This window comes from Vreelandella sp. ssv (assembly GCF_059448525.1).
Genome location: NZ_CM182545.1, coordinates 1,621,813 through 1,640,768, shown reverse-complemented (window position 1 = coordinate 1,640,768; position 18,956 = coordinate 1,621,813). Strand labels below are relative to the sequence as shown.

General features: G+C 53.9%; 19 protein-coding genes. 3 read left to right on the top strand and 16 right to left on the bottom strand.

Annotated features, from left to right (window positions below; all coding sequences use genetic code 11):
• Positions 1–36: 36 nt before the first annotated feature.
• The 10 genes from recO to rpoE form a co-directional block, all read right to left on the bottom strand.
• Positions 37–732 (bottom strand): DNA repair protein RecO, encoded by a 696-nt coding sequence (gene recO / locus AC5TBW_RS07515; protein ID WP_495511456.1) that lies wholly within the window; start codon positions 730–732, stop codon positions 37–39.
• 8 nt (positions 733–740) lie between these two features.
• Positions 741–1,640: a GTPase Era gene (gene era / locus AC5TBW_RS07510; protein WP_240716589.1), complete on the bottom strand. Its 900-nt coding sequence runs from the start codon at positions 1,638–1,640 to the stop codon at positions 741–743.
• On the bottom strand, positions 1,637–2,329 hold the full coding sequence (gene rnc, locus AC5TBW_RS07505; RefSeq protein WP_495511455.1) for a ribonuclease III: 693 nt from the start codon (positions 2,327–2,329) through the stop codon (positions 1,637–1,639). The genes era and rnc overlap by 4 nt, the downstream gene beginning before the upstream one ends.
• Before the next feature lie 67 nt (positions 2,330–2,396).
• Positions 2,397–3,200 (bottom strand): signal peptidase I, encoded by an 804-nt coding sequence (gene lepB / locus AC5TBW_RS07500; protein WP_495511454.1) that lies wholly within the window; start codon positions 3,198–3,200, stop codon positions 2,397–2,399.
• Positions 3,201–3,215: 15 nt separating this feature from the next.
• The gene (gene lepA, locus AC5TBW_RS07495) at positions 3,216–5,033 is read right to left on the bottom strand and encodes a translation elongation factor 4 (RefSeq protein WP_495511453.1); all 1,818 of its coding nucleotides are present in this window, start codon (positions 5,031–5,033) and stop codon (positions 3,216–3,218) included.
• 195 nt (positions 5,034–5,228) lie between these two features.
• Positions 5,229–6,641: a DegQ family serine endoprotease gene (locus AC5TBW_RS07490; protein WP_495511452.1), complete on the bottom strand. Its 1,413-nt coding sequence runs from the start codon at positions 6,639–6,641 to the stop codon at positions 5,229–5,231.
• Positions 6,642–6,709: 68 nt separating this feature from the next.
• Positions 6,710–7,162, bottom strand: a complete 453-nt coding sequence (locus AC5TBW_RS07485) for a SoxR reducing system RseC family protein (protein WP_495511451.1) — start codon at positions 7,160–7,162, stop codon at positions 6,710–6,712.
• A gap of 31 nt (positions 7,163–7,193) precedes the next feature.
• Positions 7,194–8,210 (bottom strand): MucB/RseB C-terminal domain-containing protein, encoded by a 1,017-nt coding sequence (locus AC5TBW_RS07480; RefSeq protein ID WP_495511450.1) that lies wholly within the window; start codon positions 8,208–8,210, stop codon positions 7,194–7,196.
• Between the two features lie 54 nt (positions 8,211–8,264).
• Entirely contained in the window at positions 8,265–8,990 is a 726-nt protein-coding gene (locus AC5TBW_RS07475) for a sigma-E factor negative regulatory protein (protein WP_495511449.1), read from the bottom strand.
• A gap of 293 nt (positions 8,991–9,283) precedes the next feature.
• Complete coding sequence (gene rpoE, locus AC5TBW_RS07470; RefSeq protein WP_495511448.1) at positions 9,284–9,883, bottom strand: RNA polymerase sigma factor RpoE; 600 nt, start codon at positions 9,881–9,883, stop codon at positions 9,284–9,286.
• Between the two features lie 505 nt (positions 9,884–10,388).
• On the opposite strand from rpoE, the gene AC5TBW_RS07465 reads away from it, so the two are divergent.
• Complete coding sequence (locus tag AC5TBW_RS07465; RefSeq protein WP_495511447.1) at positions 10,389–11,465, top strand: 3-deoxy-7-phosphoheptulonate synthase; 1,077 nt, start codon at positions 10,389–10,391, stop codon at positions 11,463–11,465.
• Between the two features lie 39 nt (positions 11,466–11,504).
• Here AC5TBW_RS07465 and dinG read toward each other — a convergent pair whose 3' ends face one another.
• Entirely contained in the window at positions 11,505–13,634 is a 2,130-nt protein-coding gene (dinG, locus tag AC5TBW_RS07460; protein WP_495511446.1) for an ATP-dependent DNA helicase DinG, read from the bottom strand.
• A gap of 5 nt (positions 13,635–13,639) precedes the next feature.
• Complete coding sequence (gene rhlB, locus AC5TBW_RS07455; protein ID WP_495511445.1) at positions 13,640–14,914, bottom strand: ATP-dependent RNA helicase RhlB; 1,275 nt, start codon at positions 14,912–14,914, stop codon at positions 13,640–13,642.
• A gap of 144 nt (positions 14,915–15,058) precedes the next feature.
• Here rhlB and AC5TBW_RS07450 point away from each other — a divergent pair, with 144 nt between their 5' ends.
• Positions 15,059–15,313 carry a hypothetical protein gene (locus AC5TBW_RS07450; protein ID WP_008956775.1) on the top strand — a complete coding sequence of 85 codons (255 nt, stop codon included), beginning with the start codon at positions 15,059–15,061 and terminating at the stop codon, positions 15,311–15,313.
• Positions 15,313–16,140, top strand: a complete 828-nt coding sequence (gene xthA / locus AC5TBW_RS07445; protein WP_495511444.1) for an exodeoxyribonuclease III — start codon at positions 15,313–15,315, stop codon at positions 16,138–16,140. Before AC5TBW_RS07450 ends, xthA begins: the two co-directional genes overlap by 1 nt.
• Positions 16,141–16,159: 19 nt before the next feature.
• Here xthA and AC5TBW_RS07440 read toward each other — a convergent pair whose 3' ends face one another.
• The 4 genes from AC5TBW_RS07440 to AC5TBW_RS07425 are packed head-to-tail and all read right to left on the bottom strand — an operon-like array spanning position 16,160 to position 18,956.
• Entirely contained in the window at positions 16,160–17,239 is a 1,080-nt protein-coding gene (locus AC5TBW_RS07440) for a hypothetical protein (protein WP_495511443.1), read from the bottom strand.
• 4 nt (positions 17,240–17,243) lie between these two features.
• On the bottom strand, positions 17,244–18,017 hold the full coding sequence (locus tag AC5TBW_RS07435; protein ID WP_495511442.1) for an energy transducer TonB: 774 nt from the start codon (positions 18,015–18,017) through the stop codon (positions 17,244–17,246).
• Positions 18,014–18,421 carry an ExbD/TolR family protein gene (locus AC5TBW_RS07430; RefSeq protein WP_495511930.1) on the bottom strand — a complete coding sequence of 136 codons (408 nt, stop codon included), beginning with the start codon at positions 18,419–18,421 and terminating at the stop codon, positions 18,014–18,016. The genes AC5TBW_RS07435 and AC5TBW_RS07430 overlap by 4 nt, the downstream gene beginning before the upstream one ends.
• Positions 18,414–18,956: a MotA/TolQ/ExbB proton channel family protein gene (locus tag AC5TBW_RS07425; RefSeq protein WP_495511441.1), complete on the bottom strand. Its 543-nt coding sequence runs from the start codon at positions 18,954–18,956 to the stop codon at positions 18,414–18,416. Before AC5TBW_RS07425 ends, AC5TBW_RS07430 begins: the two co-directional genes overlap by 8 nt.

Genomic DNA, 18,956 nt, shown 5'->3' with positions numbered 1-18,956 from the left:
GAAAATAAGAGTGAGTGAACAGAACATTCAAAAAAATTAAGGGCGATGGCGGCGGCGAGCCAAATCAAGCATCAGTTCCCGCGAGCGCAAGACGGTGGACCCCAGGTGCGGCGCCAGCGCCGCACGCATCACCGCCTTCAATGCATTGGCAAGACCTTCGTGCTGCCAATCACCCTGTTCAATGTAGCGCAGCGTTCTGCCATCAAGCCCACGATCAGCAGGGATAAACGCCCGGCTTGCGGCGTCAAAACGATAGCGGAGCTGGGGATCCAACACGCCACCCTCTGGCGTCGTAAACTGCGGAGTTGCCTCAAGCGCTTCTAGCAGCGCCCACTCATAGCGGCGCAGCGCCAATGCCCGTTCCGCGGGCGCTGGCAGTGCTTCGAGTAGCGCAGTATAAAACGCGAAGACGTCAGGCGCTGGCAGTTCTAACGGCAGTAGCCGGGTGGCAATCTCATTGGCGTAGAGCCCACAAAGTAAGCCTTCCCCCGCTAATAGCGCTGTTTGCCCGCGTGATTCCATTAGCGTAAGCCGTTTTAAATCACGACTGCCTTGCCAACTTACGAACAGCGGTGTGAAAGGCTGCAAACGCTGTCGCGATTTTGAGCCAGGCCGCTGACCTCCATGGGCAACGGCACGCACCCTACCGTAATCAAGCGTTAATAGATCCACCAATGCACTGGTTTCACGGTAAGGCCGCCGATGAAGTAAAAAAGCCGGCTCAGGCGCCATCGCTACACTCAATCGAGGTCGTAACCCAGGCTTTTCAGGGCACGCTCGTCATCCGACCAGCCGCGTTTGACTTTCACCCATAGATTGAGCATGACCTTAGTGCCTAGCGCGCGCTCCATATCCAGGCGCGCTTCGCGACCAATGCTTTTAAGTCGATCACCGTTTTCACCAATCAAAATCACTTTTTGACCCTGACGCTCGACCAGGATGAGCGCACTGATATGCGTCACACGCTCAGTCTCGCGGAACTCTTCAATTTCAACGGTCATCTGATAAGGAAGTTCATCACCCAACTGGCGCATGACCTTTTCACGTACCAGTTCAGCTGCCATAAAACGCAGACTTTTATCGGTAATCTGGTCTTCAGGGAAGAAGTGAACGCTTTCAGGAAGGTGTTTGGCCACCTCCTCTTCCAAGGTATCTACCTGAGTGCCGTGCTTAGCTGAAATCGGCACGATGGCGGCGAAGTCGCGGCGAGCGCCGACATCCGCTAGCCAAGGCAGCAAATCGCCCTTTTCGCCTAAACGGTCGACTTTATTGACCGCTAGAATGATCGGCGCTTTAACGTGCTCCAGGCGCTTCAACACGGCCTGGTCTTCTTCTGTCCAGCGGGTACGGTCAATAATAAACACCACACAATCGACATCGCGCAGAGCCTGGGTAGCGGCCTGGTTCATAAAGCGGTTAATCGCCTTATTGCGATCCTTGGACATGATGTGCATGCCTGGGGTATCGACATAGATAAACTGTGTTTCGTCAACGGTTTTAATACCCATTACCTGATGGCGTGTCGTTTGCGGACGACGCGAGGTAATCGATATTTTCTGCCCCAGTATACGGTTCATGAGGGTTGATTTGCCCACGTTGGGTCGGCCAACGATGGCAACGAATCCGCAGGTTTGGCTCATGACTTGTCTCCAGGGCTTTTTTCGAGGTACGACAGCGCTTCTTCTGCCGCTTGCTGTTCAGCATGACGGCGGCTAGGGCCTTTACCAGTGGTATGCTCAACCAACAGGTCTATGTAGCACTCCACGGTAAAGGTCTGGGCATGCGCCTCACCCTTTACGCAGACAACTTCATACCGCGGCAAAGCGGCTTGACGCGATTGCAGAAATTCCTGCAACCGCGTTTTGGGATCTTTTTGGGTATCTTGTAACGAGATATTTTCCAGCCTTTCAGCATACCAATCCAGCACACGGTCACGCACCACGTCCATGCCAGCATCCAGGTAGATGCCGCCAATAATGGCTTCAACCGCATCCGCCAAAATCGATTCACGACGATGGCCGCCGCTTTTCATCTCGCCAGAGCCGAGCCGCAGGCATTCGCCAAACTCCATTTCCCGGGCCAGCTCAGCCAATGTTTGGCCTTTGACTAATCTCGCACGAAGACGCGAAAGCTGCCCTTCACGAGCCTGGGGAAAGCGCTGAAACAGCGCCTCGGCGATGACGAAGTTGACAATGGAGTCACCCAGAAATTCCAGGCGCTCATTGTTACGACCACCGAAGCTGCGATGGGTCAAGGCCAATTCCAATAGCGTATCGTCGCCAAAGGTATGGCCGATTCGTCGGCAAAAAGCGTTCAAGGAATTACTCACAGCTCTCCTACGTCATTGACGTTAACTAAAGTGGCATAACTGCCTAAGCACAATTTAAACAGGGACTTCATTCAATATGACGCACACTGGTAAAACTCGGCAATCCGCCATCCCAATGCATCCACACTGCAAATGCACGACCGACAATATTCTCTTCGGGCACAAATCCCCAATAGCGGCTGTCATTGGAGTGGTCGCGGTTGTCACCCATCATGAAATAGTGCCCTTCAGGCACTTCCACTTCACGCATTTGCGGGCCAGGGTCTCGCGGGTTGTTATAAATAAAGTGCTCGGCGTCGCCAAGGCGTTCTTCTAACAGTAGCTGCTGGGGCGAGCCATCGGGGCCCTCTTCGATCAACTCTTTAGCGACCGGCTCACCGTTAACGTAGAGCTGCTTACCTTCATAACGGATACGATCACCAGGCATACCTACCACACGCTTGATGAAATTCACCGAAGGCTCATCTGGGAAACGAAACACCATCACATCACCGCGTTCAGGATCATCTATTTCGATGAAACGGGTATTCACTACCGGCAAACGTAAACCGTAGGCAAATTTATTTACCAAAATAAAGTCGCCTACTTCAAGTGTCGGCCGCATTGAGCCCGACGGAATCTGGAAGGGCTCGATGATGAAGCTACGCACTATCAGCACTACCAATAGCACTGGAAAAAACGAACGTGCGTAGTCAACCGGCCAAGGCTCTTTGAGCAGCTTTTCGCTGGTAGCCGGGTCAAGCCCCTCATGAGCATTGGCCTCCGCTGCAGCGAATCGCTGGCGGCGTTTGGGCTTGAGCAACAGCACATCCAATAAATAAATAACGCCCGAGAGCGCAACGGCAAGTACCAGCAGTAATGAAAAATCCATGAGTGGCGTTCGTTCCTAGTCGTTAACCTTGAGCACAGCAAGGAAGGCATCTTGGGGAATTTCCACACGCCCCACTTGTTTCATGCGTTTCTTACCCGCTTTCTGTTTCTCGAGCAGTTTTTTCTTACGGCTGACATCGCCGCCATAACACTTGGCCGTGACATTTTTACGTAATGCCTTCACCGTTGAGCGTGCCACCACTTGGCCACCGATAGCCGCCTGGATGGCCACGTCAAACATTTGCCGGGGAATCAGCTCTTTCATTTTTTCCACCAGCAAACGGCCTCGACTATGGGCATGGTCGCGGTGGATAATGACAGCTAACGCATCGACTTTATCGCCGTTAATGAGTACGTCTAAACGCACCAATTTGGCCTCTTCAAAGCGCTCGAAGTTGTATTCAAGCGATGCATACCCTTTCGAGATAGATTTCAGGCGATCGAAGAAGTCCATGACGACTTCGGACATCGGCAGTTCGTAGGCAAGTTGAATCTGGTTGCCCAAGAACTGCATATCCCGCTGTGTACCACGACGCTGTTCACACTCGGTAATAACGTTGCCGACGTACTCCTGGGGGACCAAGATGCTGGCGCGGACAACCGGCTCGCGCATTTCATCTACGTCGGCCATATCGGGCAGCTTGGAGGGGTTGGAAACGTACTCAACGTCGCCATTTTTCATGGCTAATTCATAAACCACCGTTGGCGCGGTGGTAAGCAGGTCAATATCATACTCACGCTCTAGGCGCTCCTGGACAATCTCCATGTGTAGCGTGCCAAGAAAACCCACACGGAAACCAAAGCCAAGAGCGTCGGAGTTCTCTGGCACATATTCAAGCGAAGCATCGTTAAGCGCCAGTTTTTCTAGTGCATCGCGGAAGTCTTCGTAGTCATCAGCACTCACCGGGAACATACCGGCATAAACCTGTGGCTTCACTTTTTGGAAACCAGGCAAACGCGCGACATCAGGGGTTTTAGTGTGGGTAATCGTATCGCCCACCGGCGCCCCGTGAATTTCCTTAATGCCCGCGACAATAAAACCAACTTCACCGGCACGCAGGATATTGGTCTGTTTACGCTGGGGGGTAAAAATGCCCACTTCCGTGGTACCCCAATCGCGGCCCGTCGATTTAATACGGATCTTATCGCCTTTGCGCAGCGTTCCATCAAACAGACGAACCAGCGAGACTACGCCGAGATAGTTATCAAACCAGGAGTCGATAATCAGCGCTTGTAAGGGTGCATCCGGATCGCCTTTGGGCGGCGGAATATCACGCACCAAGCGCTCAAGCAGGGCGTCAATTCCAATACCGCTTTTAGCCGATACCCGGCAGGCATCGGTAGCATCAAGGCCGATAATTTCCTCGATTTCCTGTGAAACCTTGTCGCAATCAGCTTGAGGCAAATCGATTTTGTTAAGCACCGGCAGAACTTCCAGGCCTTGTTCGATCGCGGTATAGCAGTTGGCCACCGATTGGGCTTCCACCCCTTGCGCTGCATCGACTACCAGCAGAGCACCTTCACAGGCATAGAGCGAACGCGACACTTCGTAAGAGAAATCAACATGGCCCGGCGTATCGATAAAGTTGAGCTGATAAACCTGACCATCGGCAGCCGTATAATCCAGCGTCACCGACTGGGCCTTGATGGTAATACCACGCTCGCGCTCGATGTCCATGGAGTCGAGCACTTGCTCTTTAAGCTCACGCTCGGTTAACCCTTCACAGGTCTGGATCAAACGATCAGAGAGCGTCGATTTACCGTGATCAATATGGGCAATAATAGAAAAATTACGTATGTGCTTAAGCTTTCCGTTGGGAACGTCTTGGGACATCGAGTCTGTTCTGCCTTTGTGGTACGCAAACGGCCGCAATAGCAGGCCGCTTCGAGAGTTCAAAGCTCGAAAACAGCTGCCGTTAGAACATAAGGGCCATTTTCGACAAAAAGATATTCGCCATTGTAGCGATATGCGCAGGCTAGGAACAGCGGTCCGGCGAGAACCGCCGGACCAGGAGTAAAAATAGGAGGGTTATTCCAAACGCAGTGCGACGAATAGTGAACGTCCATCGCGGAACAGACGTACTGGGATAGCACGGTCAGTAGGCAGCTCTTCAACAATGCTCACGAGCTCTTCTGAAGAGGAAACGCTTCGATGATCAATGCTCACCAGCACATCCCCAGGTAGAATTCCCGCATTAGCGGCTACGCTGTCTGGCTCTACTTGGCTAACCTCAACGCCACCCGGAATGTTCAGTTGCTGGCGCATTTCATCATCAATCTCAGCCACCATTACGCCCAAACGGTTATGGTTGTTGCTGGAGGCTTGTTCTTGCTGCAGTTCAGCATCGGGCCAACTACCTAATTCGACCGACTCGGTCATCTCTTCACCATCGCGCATTAAGGTGAGCTCTATCTCAGTGCCAGGTGCGCCGCGACCAATTAAACGCGGAAGGGTGCTAGAGCGCTCAACCTCTTCGCCATTCACTTCAAGAATGACATCGCCAGCCTGAAGGCCGCCCTGGGCCGCTGGGCCTTCAGGGTCAAGGTCAGCGATCAAAGCTCCAATGGCATTTTCCATACCAAACGATTCAGCCAAATCTTGTGACACAGGCTGAATCATGACACCTAGCCAGCCACGGTTAACACGACCGTCTTCCCGCAACTGATCCGCAACATCCATGGCAACGTTAATCGGAATGGCAAACGAAACTCCCATAAAACCACCACTGCGAGTAAAGATTTGGGAGTTAATACCGACCACTTCCCCTTCAAGATTAAACAGCGGGCCACCCGAATTACCGGGGTTGATCGCAACATCGGTCTGAATAAACGGTACGTACGCATCGCGGGGTAAAGTACGGTTAATCGCACTGACAATGCCCGCAGTCACTGAATGATCAAAACCGAAGGGCGAGCCAATAGCCGCCACCCATTCGCCTACTTTCAGTTCATCAGAGTCACCTAGATTGAGCGTAGGCAGGTCATTTGCATCAATTTTGAGCAATGCCACATCGGTTTGTGGATCGCTACCCACCACTTCTGCGCTCAATTCACGACGATCGTTAAGCCGCACAAGGATCTCATCGGCATCTTGCACAACGTGAGCGTTGGTCATGACATAACCATCTTCACTAATGACGAACCCTGAGCCTAGAGACTGCCGTTCTTCCGTACGCCCCTGCCCATTACCGGGAGGTGCCGGAAAGCTATCGCCAAAGAAATGACGGAAAATTTCGGGAATTTCCTGACCACCAAAACCGCCGAAATCAGGTGCGCTGCTGCGCTGAACTGTTCGACTGGTCGATATATTCACCACCCCAGGGGCAGCGTCTTCAACTAATGCGGTGAAATCAGGCAAATCCTGAGCGCTGGCAGCTTGGCCAAACGTTAGTAATGCCACCACACAGACCCAAAGCGTGGAAGGGAGAATCATGCGTTTCATGCAAGAGCTCCTACATAAAGTGATATTAATCGAAGGTAGACAACCACTCACAGCGAGATGCTGGAGAACTAACTGACCAAGCGCGGGCGAAAGCGTTCCCTTCGCCCATGCAATAGGTATTTAACATTTAAAGCACCGCCAACCAAGGCGATAAAAAAAAGCATTGGCGCCAACCAAACCGAGACACTGAAGAGCGAGGCCAGGCCGGATAGCAACATCGCCAGCAGTAAAGGTAAGGCATAAACAAAAAAAGCCAGCAACGTAACAGAGGTACGCGGCAGGCTTATCGTGACTTGGCTTCCTAGTGGATAGCCTCTCTCGATGCTCTGGTCATTGGCGGGCAGTGTTATAGCAATGCGCTGGCTGCGCCGACGGGCTAATAACCCGACCCCACACCCTCGCCCCTGGGCACACTGCTTGCAGCTTTCTTGAGCTGAAATTTCGACAATTAGTTGCTCTGGTGCATAGCCAATAACGGTTCCTGAGCGCAGCAAAGGGTTACCGGGGGTGGGCGACGTCATTTATTTTCTCGCCATGTACAAATAATTAACACTAATTCTCAATCTCATCACGACTTTCCCGAGATTGATTTTGAACCAGATCGAACGTAATAGAACGAACAATACGCTGCAGTGTTACTACCGGCAGCTCACCAATCGCTACCAGTTGCCAACGCCCATCAGCGGTCGTGTGGTGTTCAATAGCGACGGCAGAAACACCTAACTGCCGAACACCTTCCTTCAGCACGGTGGTTTCATCAGCGCCAAGGCGTTCCACAAAGATACTGACAGTAGCTAAGCCGTCGCTATAAACACGCTGATGCACATCATTACCTGGATAGGTAGCTGGCTGAGCCACAAAGCCATCAGGTAGCCAGGTGCCATGCCAAGGAGTGCTAAGACTCACCTTGGGTGGTGTGTTCACACGTACAATGCCGGTGTATTTTTGAGGTGATTGAAGCTGGGTGATTTGGAAGGTTTCAATGACCCGCCCCTGCTGATCATTAAGTACATGTTTGAGCAACAGGCCGGTATCGCGATCTAGCCACCACACATGCGAAAAACGCCATTGATCGAGGGGCTCAAATATCAGTTTAACGGCGTCGCGCCCAGCCACTCGTGCGTCATTTTCAAACTCAATGGTATAATATTGTCCTAAATGAGCAGCCCATTTCGCTGGTGAAGGTAACCCACCGCTCTGGCTTTCTTCGGTCCAGGCCAAACTACCCACTGGCGAGCGCCGCTCAATACTGACAGAGGGGCCATCTAGGTATTGTACGACTTGCTGACGTATGCCGTCTCGAATACGGTGAGATAGCGCTAGTGTACGCACCCCGACAGAATCAATAGCAACCGCTCTTGCTTGAAAGGCGTAACAGTGGCTAGCCCACAAACTTAACTCAAGCCACTCAGACGCACTATCAGGAGCCTCCTGGGGAGCCACTGTACATTCATAGCCAGCATCACTGTCTGAAAGCTTGTCAGTATCCTGCGCATGCGCTTGAAGTGAGAATATGCCAGCGACTATCGCCAGCCCCCATCCGCACTTCGCTCGCCAGGGAACTATCATTTTGCGCACTCCCTACTCCCTGACATGCGTCATCATAAAGAACAACTCTCGGTTTTAGCGCTGACCTAATGGCTCAGTGATCGCCGAAGAGCGCATTAACGGCATCCAGCTATCGCCACTGCCATAAGCCGCGCTCTGAGTATGTTGCTCTAAATAAGATTGCAACATGCCAATCTGGTCTACATCAATGTTAGTGCCTTGTGAAGCAGTGACACCTCTAGGGGTCTGCGTTGTGAAGCCCGCTTCACTAATATTCATTAAGCCACTTTGTCCTGACTGCCCGCTAAGGCGAAACGGCGTAGGCTCGAACATCGGCATGTCAGCGCGCGAAGTCATTGCTGGCTGAGAGGCCAAACTAACGGGCTGAACCTGAGTACCCTCGTTGGCACTGGGCGCGGCCGTGGCAATATCACCACCCTGGCGAACCGAAGCGTCATTACCAAAGAACTGAACACCGGTGATAACCATCAAGGAAACAGCCGCAGCAACACTGGCACCACGGGCAAACGAAATTCCACCAGCACGATTAGCTACTTGCTCTGAACCTTGGCTCATGGGAGCAGGTTCGTCGCGCAATCGGGCCATAATGCCAGCAGACAGATCAACGTTAACGTCAACCCCTCTCTCACGCTGCATCATGCTGCGAGCAAGGTGATAACGGCGCCATGTGTCGGCGGCATCGTTATCATTAGGTAGTGCCTTCAACACTCGGCGAAGCTCTAGCTCGTCACTTTCGCCATCCATTAACACCGAAAGTGATTCCCGTGTGTTATGACTCATACTTCACACCCTCACACTGTTTAAAAGAAGTACTAGCGCGATGGCAATACAAGAGCCACCGCACCGACGACTTCCATAGCCAAGACTCAGTTGTAAAATAATTAAGCGAAAAAATTAATCAGATTACAACGCTAAGCTCATGACGCTTTGCACACCGAAACATCAAATGTGCTCATCAAGGTTGTCAGCTTTTATGACGCTAAACATGCCAGACAGTTCACAAAAAAAGTAAAAGCTTTGATTTTTTATGATGGCATTTCAAGGCGATCACTCAGCCCTACTACTAGTGACCGCTATTCGTCACGACTGTTCCTTGCCGTCGACACTAACGGACGGATATGTTCATCGACAGCCTCACGGGCACGGAAAATACGTGAACGAACGGTACCTACTGGGCACTGCATTACCTGAGCAATATCTTCATAAGCCAGGCCGTCAAGCTCACGCAGAGTAATCGCTGTGCGCAGGTCATCCGGCAGGTTGTCAATCGCCTGATAAACGGCTGCCTCTAACTGATCTCTTGCAATCGCCGCCTCTGGCGACTCAGAGTCTGCCAGCCGCCCGCTTTGATCGAGAATTTCAGCATCCACTATATCCAGGTCACTGCCTGGGGGGCGCCTACCTCGCGAGACCAGATAATTTTTCGCGGTATTAATGGCGATGCGATACATCCAGGTATAAAACGCACTCTCTGCACGAAACTTACCCAAGGCGCGATACGCCTTGATAAATGCTTCCTGGGCAACATCCTGAACTTCAGAGTGATCATGAACGTAGCGGCCAATCAGGCCGATAATTTTGTGCTGATACTTTTTGACCAGCAAATCAAAAGCGCGTGTATCGCCTTTTTGAGCACGTTCAACAAGCTGTTGGTCTGTTTCCCGAGTGCTCATTCACACGCTCCTCCAGCTCGTACGGCGTGCGCCGAGCTCCATTCCTATTAGCCCTGACAAATGGGCGTTCACAGCGAGCAGCATAGCGTCCCTTGGGCATTGATTAAAAATAGAGTGAAACAAAGAGCGAATTGATCGCCCGAGTATGTTGCTACAGTTTATGGTGAAGCCACGTTTTAAAACGAAGCGACATTTTATATCGGTACCGTTTTTTTAACGACCAAGTTTTTTACGAGCCAGTTTTTAACGGTCCAGAATTTACGGTCATAGGCTTTTCGAAAAACATTTTTGAACAAGACCCTAAAACAACATTGAGCCCAATGTTACGCGTCCTATGCAGCCCAGCAAGCGCTTAGCTCCTCTTTTATAAAACCCTGCGGCTGACACTTTTAATGCCTCTATAGTTCCACAGCAATTGATTTTTACCCGCTTGACAAGCGATAGTAGGTGCCACTTTTATCGCCCCTCTTTCTTTTCCGGCCATCACGCAAGCACAGGTAGCAAGATGTCAGAACAGCAGGTTAATAACCTTAACGTCCTCGCTCAAGACGTTCTCACCACGCCAGAAGCACTCAAAAACGCCGTACCGCTAACCGACGCGGCGGAGCGCACGGTCATCGAGGGCCGTCAAACCATTCAGAATATCTTGGATGGCAACGATCCGCGACTGTTAGTGGTTGTCGGCCCTTGCTCTATTCACGATGTGGAGGCAGCGCTTGATTATGCACGTCGCCTCCGCAAACTCGCCGACCAAGTGAGCGACAGCCTGTATATTGTGATGCGCGTCTATTTTGAAAAACCGCGCACAACAGTCGGCTGGAAAGGCTTGATCAACGACCCACACCTTAACGACTCTTTTGAGATCGATGAGGGGCTACATATCGCCCGTAAACTGTTGGTCGATCTGGCTGAGATGGGCTTACCGCTCGCTACCGAAGCACTCGACCCTATCTCGCCCCAGTACCTGCAAGACTGCATTAGCTGGTCAGCGATTGGCGCACGCACTACCGAGTCGCAAACTCACCGTGAAATGGCTTCCGGCCTCTCATGCCCGGTTGGGTTTAAAAACGGTACCGACGGCAGCCTGGATGTAGCGATCAACGCACTTCAGTCCGTGGCGAGCCCGCACAATTTCCTGGGCATTAACCAAGCAGGTCAGGTGGCGATTATCCGTACCCGCGGCAATGCCTATGGCCACGTTGTGTTGCGCGGCGGCAATGGCAAACCCAACTACGATAGCGTCAGCGTTGCCCTGTCCGAGAGAGAGCTAGAAAAAGCCAAACTATCACCTAACATCATGATCGACTGCTCTCACGCCAATTCCAACAAAGATGCTGCTCTACAGCCGCTAGTGCTGGAGAACGTGACTAACCAAATCTTGGAAGGCAACACCTCCATTATCGGCCTGATGGTTGAATCCAATATTGGTTGGGGCAACCAAAAGTTGCCGCAGGATCTAAGCCAGCTAAAGTATGGCGTCTCCATTACCGATGCCTGCATCGATTGGGACACCACGGTGGAAACCTTCAACCGCATGAACGATAAACTAGCAGCCACGCTGGCCAAGCGCATCGCCAAGTAATTCAATAACCCCGCTACGGCGGGGTTATTTTATTACCTTTTAGCGACTAATTTCGCGTCGAAATGGCGGCAGTGCGTCCAGCAGTGCTTGTCCGTAGCGGCGGGTAATCACCCGCTTATCCAGCAAGGTGATCGTCCCGCGATCACTCTCCTTGCGAATCAAGCGTCCGCAGGCCTGCACCAGCTTGATAGACGCATCAGGTACACTAATGCGCATAAACGCATTGCCCCCCTGGCTCTCTATCCACTCCGCTAACGTAGCGCCCACTGGGTCATCGGGTACCGCAAAGGGTAGCCGCGTAATCACCACATGCGTCAAATAGTCGCCGGGAAGATCGATCCCCTCGGCAAAGCTCGCCAAGCCAAAGATAATACTCCCCTCCCCCCTATCCACCGCCGACCGATGGCGCTCGATAAGCTCACGCTTCGGCAGCGCATCCTGGGCAAGCACACGCTCTTTCACACTCGCGGGCAATGCTTTATCAACCGCACGCAGCTGGGCACGGGAGGAGAACAGCACCAGCGCCGCTTCCTTGTCGGCTAACTGCGATACAAAAGTGACAATCGCTAGCTCGTGGGCGTCCCTGTCACCAGGGTCAGTGGCCTCTTTGGGTACGCGCAGCACCGCATTGGCGTAATCAAACGGACTAGGCAGCGCCTGATAGCGGTAGCGATTCGCCAAGCCGGCCCGCTCTTGCAGGCGCTCAAAGCGCCCGAGCGCGGTCAACGTCGCCGAAGTGACTACCGCCCCATGGCAACGCCCCCATAAATGCTTGGCCAGGGTATGCGCGGCTGAAACGGGGCTAGCTGAAAACTCAACTTCAGGCTCGCCGGCTACGCGGCTTAGGGTAATCCAGCGAGCGCTGGGCGCCTCATTAGCAACATCCTGCTCGCTGAACGCTTGCCACAAGGCATGCGCCTCCAATGCCCGCCCATGAAGCAACGCAACAAGCGGTAACCAGGTTTCTGCCTGCTCACGATCGAGGCCGGTTTGTTTATCAGGATCAAGGCTCTCGCGCAGAATATCGCTGATGCTCTCAAGGCAACGCGACAGTGAGGCAAACATCACCAATAGCTGCTGCGCCTGCTCCCGTAGAGCATCCGGCACTTGGCCTTTCTCAAAACGCGATTGATGGGTAGCCTCTTCGTCAGCCAAACCATTTGGCCGCTCCGCTAACTGATGCCCCATGCTAAACACGTCGCCCAGCGCGGGCTCCAGGTTATGAATTAGCTCAGGCAAGCTGACTAAAAGCCGCGACACCGTTGGCTGAATAGCCAGCGCCTGGTGAAGGTCAGTCAAACTGCTTCTCAGCGTTTTTAGCCAACGCAAGCAGCCGTGCACCGCAAAGCGGTGGGCAAAGTGGGAAAGCGCCTTCTCTGGCAGGTGGTGGCCTTCATCAAACACAAAGATGCAGTCAGCCGGATCAGGCAGAATAGCGCCGCCGCCCAAGGCCAAGTCAGCAAGCACAAGGTCGTGGTTGGCGACGATCACATCGGCGTTTTCAAGCTCTCGGCGGGAACGAAAAAACGCGCAGGCACCGAAGTGCCCACAGCGCCTCCCCGTGCACTGGCGATGATCCACTGTCAGCCGCCGCCAGTGGGCATCTTCAATCGCCTCAGGCCAATTATCACGATCCCCTTCCCATTCTCCCTGACCGTAAGCTTGCGCCATATCGCTGGCGATCACGGTGAAGTCGCTACTTTGTGTTTGCAGCGACTGCTCAAACAGCGAGAGCGTCGGGTTGGGTTCAGTGCCTTCGAGCGCCTGATCCAGACGCGCCACGCACACATAGCGACCACGCCCTTTGGCTAATGCGTAGCGAAAGGGGATGCCGCTGTGGCTGGCCAGCGAGGGTAGATCCTGATTCAGCACCTGTTCCTGGAGAGCTACCGTGGCCGTGGAAATAATCAGTCGCTTGCCACGCGCTTTCGCGATCGGCAAGGCGGCGATCAGATAAGCCAGCGTTTTCCCCGTCCCTGTGCCCGCTTCAAGCACACAGACATGGGTATCGCTGGTACGCTTACCTTCGCTGTCGCTCACAATATTGCCGAGGGTTCGAGCGATTTCGGCGATCATCATGCGCTGACCGTAGCGTGGGGTCAGTTCAAGGGTGTCCACCACGCGACGGTAAGCGTCTTGAATCTCGCTTTTGAGGGCATTATCCAGCATGCGGCTTAGAGCATACCTTCCGGCGGATGCACGCAGGGAAGCTTGTCGTTGATATAGCGTTCGATTTCCGGCAATGAGAAGGCATCCTCTTCGCCAACGAAGCTAATCGAGACACCCTTTGCACCGGCGCGACCAGTACGACCAATACGGTGAACGTAGTCTTCCGGGTCTTCCGGCAGGGTGTAGTTGATGACGTGACTGACGTCTTCAATGTGAATCCCACGACCAGCGACGTCGGTTGCGACCAACACCTGAATCTCGCCTTCACGGAAGCTTTCCAGGGTTTTGATGCGCTGATTCTGAGGCACGTCGCCCGATAGCATCGCCGCACTGACACCGGCTTTTTTGAGCAGGTCGTCAAGTTTGCGAACTAAATCACGGCGGTTACCAAAGACCATCACACGCTCGAAGCTCTCTTGCTGAAGCAAATTAACCAGCAAGCGCTGCTTGTCGTCATCAGAGACCAGGTAAACGCGCTGATCAATATCCGCCTGATTTTCAACCGTGACTTCGATCTCAACGTGGGCAGGGTCAAGCGTCCACTGACTGGCGAGATTCAAGATATCGTCGGTAAAGGTGGCCGAGAAGAGGAAAGTCTGGCGCTCCTCTTTCTTCGGTGTGTAGCGAATGATTCGCTTCACATCGGGGATAAAGCCCATCGACAACATGCGGTCGGCTTCATCTAACACCAAAACCTCGACTTCACTGAGATCAATATCGCGCTTCTGATGGAAATCCAACAAGCGTCCCGGCGTTGCCACCAGAATATCGATCTTGCTACCCAGGCTTTCACGCTGCTTCTGATAGTCCATACCGCCGACCACACTCGCCACGTTGAGCTGTGTAAATCGTGCTAACGCTTTAGCATCTTTTTCGATCTGCAGCGCCAGCTCGCGGGTTGGCGCAATGATCAACGCTCGCGGTGCTCCCGGCTTTTGACCATTGGGTGTTGGCTCTTCCAGGAAGTAGGCCATCACAGAGATCAAAAAGGCCGCGGTTTTACCGGTTCCCGTTTGCGCCTTACCGACAATATCACCACCTAATAGCGTTTGGCGCAGGGCCTCGGCTTGAATAGGTGTGCAGTATTCAAACCCTTGGGCGTGAATAGCGCGCATTAATGTCAGCGGCAGATCAAAGTCATGAAAGCGCCACTTACCGGCTACGGCGGGCACCTGAAACTGACGAAGATCCCAGTTCGACTGGCGACGACGCGGTTTACGGCGGCGACGTTTTGGCTTGCGATTCTGGGCCGGGGCTGTGGTCTGTTCCGACTCGCTCATAGGCTGTCTATCTGTCCATTGCTGTGGAAGTTGGCATCACGAAGTGCGCATTGTACCAGGGCTTGGCGATAAGAGCGCGTCCTGCTGTCGAAGGAGTCCCAAGGCCTGTTAGAATAACCGTCAAATCGACGTAAGGAGCGCGACATGACGCGTAAGAAAAAAACTCGTTCACTGGCTGATAAGGTGACAATCCGTACCGGCCGGCGTAAAGATTACAAAAAATGGCGCCACGACAATCCCGACCAAGTGGCCCCTTCGCGCCGTTTTGTAGCGAAAAAGCAGCAGCAGCGCAAGCTCCAGGCGGTAAGAAAACTCGCTCGTCAGCAGAGTGGGCAGGATATTGCTATTCACCCTGACAAAGGCAATGAATCCAACAACCCCAAGGGGAGCGATTCATAATGCGTTTGGTTTCGTTCAACATTAATGGCATCCGAGCACGGCTTCACCAGCTACAGGCGTTGATCGACACTCAGCAGCCAGACGTGATTGGGCTGCAGGAAACCAAAGTGCAGGACAGCGAGTTCCCGCTCGCCGACGTGGAAGCGATGGGCTACCACGTCTTTTACCATGGCCAGAAGGGCCATTATGGCGTCGCATTAATGTGCCGCCAGGCGCCCGAAGAGATTTTTTACGGTTTCCCCGACGATGAGGAAGACGCTCAGCGCCGCATGATCGGCGTTCGTCTGATCGCTGAGGATGGAGAAGCCGTGACGGTATGGAACGGCTACTTTCCTCAGGGTGAAAACGTTACTCACCCGACCAAATTTCCCCATAAAGAACGCTTTTATGGCCAGCTAGCGCGATTGCTCAACGAGCAGCACCGTCCCGACGAGCGGCTAGCGATCATGGGCGACTTTAATATCTCGCCGGAAGATCAGGACATTGGTATCGGCGACGCTAACCGCAAACGCTGGCTGCGTGAAGGCAAGACCAGCTTTCAACCTATCGAACGCGAATGGCTTGAAGGCATTAAAGCGTGGGGGCTTACCGACAGCTATCGCCTCTGCTATCCGCAAAGCGATGACCGCTTTAGCTGGTTCGACTACCGCTCAAAAGGGTTTAACCAGGAGCCCAAGCGCGGTCTGCGTATCGACTACATTCTCGTCACGAAGGCGCTAGCCGATCAGGTGACTGCCGCAGGTATCGACTATGATCTACGTGGCATGGAACGCCCCTCTGATCACGCGCCTATATGGAGTGATTTCGCTCTTACGCTTAAGCCGTAGTTTTTCTACCGAGTCTTTTCTAGTTAAAGCTGGCCAGCCACTGCTCCGCCTCCTCGTCACCTAGCGAAGAGGCGCGAGCAAAGGCTCGTTTCGCTTGCTCATTCTCTCCCCAGGCATACGCCAGCTGGCCATAAGTTCGCCAGTCGACGGCTGATTGAGTATGCAGCGCCAAAGCCTGCCAAGCATTCAAGGCCTTCTCTACGTCTTTAGCCTGCCGCCAGGCATTGGCAAGCAAACGCAAATGGGACTCATCAAAGACTATATCGCCCTCATTTAGCGCCCGCTCTAGATGCTCTGCCGCCCTAGCGGGGGTTCCGCCAGCGAGATGCAGCTGAATCAACAGCCAAAAATCTTCCTGCTCGGTTAATTTTCCTAATTGCCACGCCGTTTCCCACAGTCCAGCAGCCACCCCTGCCTGACCGGCCTGCTGAGCAAGCCCGGCAGCCTGACGCCAATCGGCAGCATCGCTTTGCGCATTCAAGTCATCTAATAGCCAGCCCAACGCCTGCTCGCCCTGCCCTGCATTACGATAGACAGCAAGCGCCAGCGTCTGCTGTGCTTCGTTGAGTTCTGGGGTCTCATCAAGCGCCTGCTCAAGCCAGTCAGCGGCTTCTTGCCAACGCCCCTGCTGCGCCAGCAGGCGGGTTAGCTGCCATGTAGTGTCACTATCTTGCTGACTGGCTAACCATTCAATGAGTAACTCAATGGCCTGATCACGCTGACCGGCAGCACGGCGCAGTGAGGCTTCCTCACGTAGCCAACGGGCTGCTTGAGCGCTATCGACACCGCTTAAACCACGGGCAATCGCCAGCCGATCCGCTGCCGCAGCGTGCTGATCCTGACGCGCCATGGCACCTGCTGCCAACTGCTGATAGAGCGCACTGGCCCACTGATCCGATTGGTTACCAGATGCCAACCGCTCAGCCTGAGCAGTGGCACGCTCAACGACTTGGGCCAACGCGGCCTCTTGCGACTGACTCTCTGTTAACTGGCTTTGCAGGGCATTGAGGTCAGCAATGACATCGCCTTGCAGCGCAGGAGCGGCGTATGACGAGAGAGACCAAACGCTTAATAATAAAAGGCATAAAAGACGCTTCATTCCGCTACCTCAACTGAAACTCGATCCGCTGGGTGGCATTGCGTAACCGATCACTGGGCTCAAATTGCCACTTGGCAATCGCGTCCCGCGCGGCATCATCAAACACCCGACGTGGCTGCGCGCTGGTTACCCGTATCGATGAAGCATCCACACTGCCATCACGACGAATCATAAAGGCTACTTCTACAAAGCCTTCCATACCTCGACGCTGAGCCCGCGCTGGATAGCTTGGATTGACTCGACTGGTGGGTGTCGCCTGACCTACGCTAACCGGCTCGTCAGAGGGCGCTGGCTCAACTTGTGGCGCAGCTTCACGCACAGCAGGCTCACTCTGCGCAGCAGTGGTAGCCGCACGGGCTGGTTCAGCAGGCGCTTCTCGCGGCGCAGGCTCTGGGGCTGGCTCTGGAGCAGGTTCAGGCTGTGGCTCAGGTTCCGGCTCAACTTCGGTAAGCTCGGGGAGTTCACTGTCCATTTCAATAGGCTCAATGGGCTCATCTGGCAGCTCTACTTCCGGCAAACTAATCGTGCTTTCCGCTACCGGAGGCGGCTCGGGTGCGGGCATGGGGGGCGGCGTTTGTTGCGGCGCGGCTTCTACAGGTTGAGGCGTGGGCGCCTCTTGCTCAGGGGCCACTTCCGGCGCTTCAACCATGGTCATTGCCATGCTCATGGTCAACTCTTCGGGCTCTCGCTCAGGCGGGGCAACCAACTGCGCCAGCAGCCAGAACAGGCCTACCGCCAACACGACGCCCCCTAATAACGACAGCAGATGCCGCATCATGACCCACTCCGACTCGCCGCCACCGCCACTTGGTCAACGCCCGCTTCACGTAGGCGATCCATTACCTCGATCAGCAAGCCAGTGGTGGATTCGCGATCAGCCTGAATAACCACCGAGCCATCGTCACTCAGCATATCGGCGACCTGCTGACCAACCCGGTGAGCATCTACTGGGCTACCATCCACCCATATGGCACCTTCAGGGGAAATCGCCACAAGCACCTGGGCGTCGGGGCGCGGCGTCGCAGCGCTGGACTCAGGCCGTTCAATCTCAACGCCGCTCTCTTTGACAAAGCTGGTAGTCACAATAAAGAAAATCAGCATGATAAACACCACGTCGAGCATGGGGGTAAGATTCACCTCATTGCTCTCTGCAGTTACATCTATGGAACGACGTCTACGCATCATTATCCTCCAGTGCCCGCGCCAAGCGATCATGCAGCCGCTGGTCTTCACGACGAATCACGTGTTCCAAGCGACTAATAAATAACAGCCCTACGACGGCAATGGCCATGCCGGTTAACGTAGGCAGAGTGGCCCGGGCGACACCGTCCGCCATGGCGCGGGCTTGGTGGGTCTCGCTAAGCGAAAGGCTATCGAATACGCTAATCATGCCGGTCACCGTGCCTAACAGCCCCAGTAAAGGACACAGCGCAACCAGTAGCTTCAACCATGGCAAGGGTTTGCGCAGCCTGACCACTAGCGCCTCGGCCCATACGTGACGCAGCGTGCGAGCGCTCCAACTAACATGATCACTACGCGCTGCCCAACGATGTAGCAACTGGCGCCGGGCTATACGCCAGGTTATTCGGTAGTACCACCAACGCTCCATGGCCATAGCAAATACCAGCACGGCCACTGCTGCCAGTACGACAAGTACCGGGCCACCCGCCTCTACCAAACGCTCGACGGGTTCGAGCCAGAGAGGAAGCGTGGACAT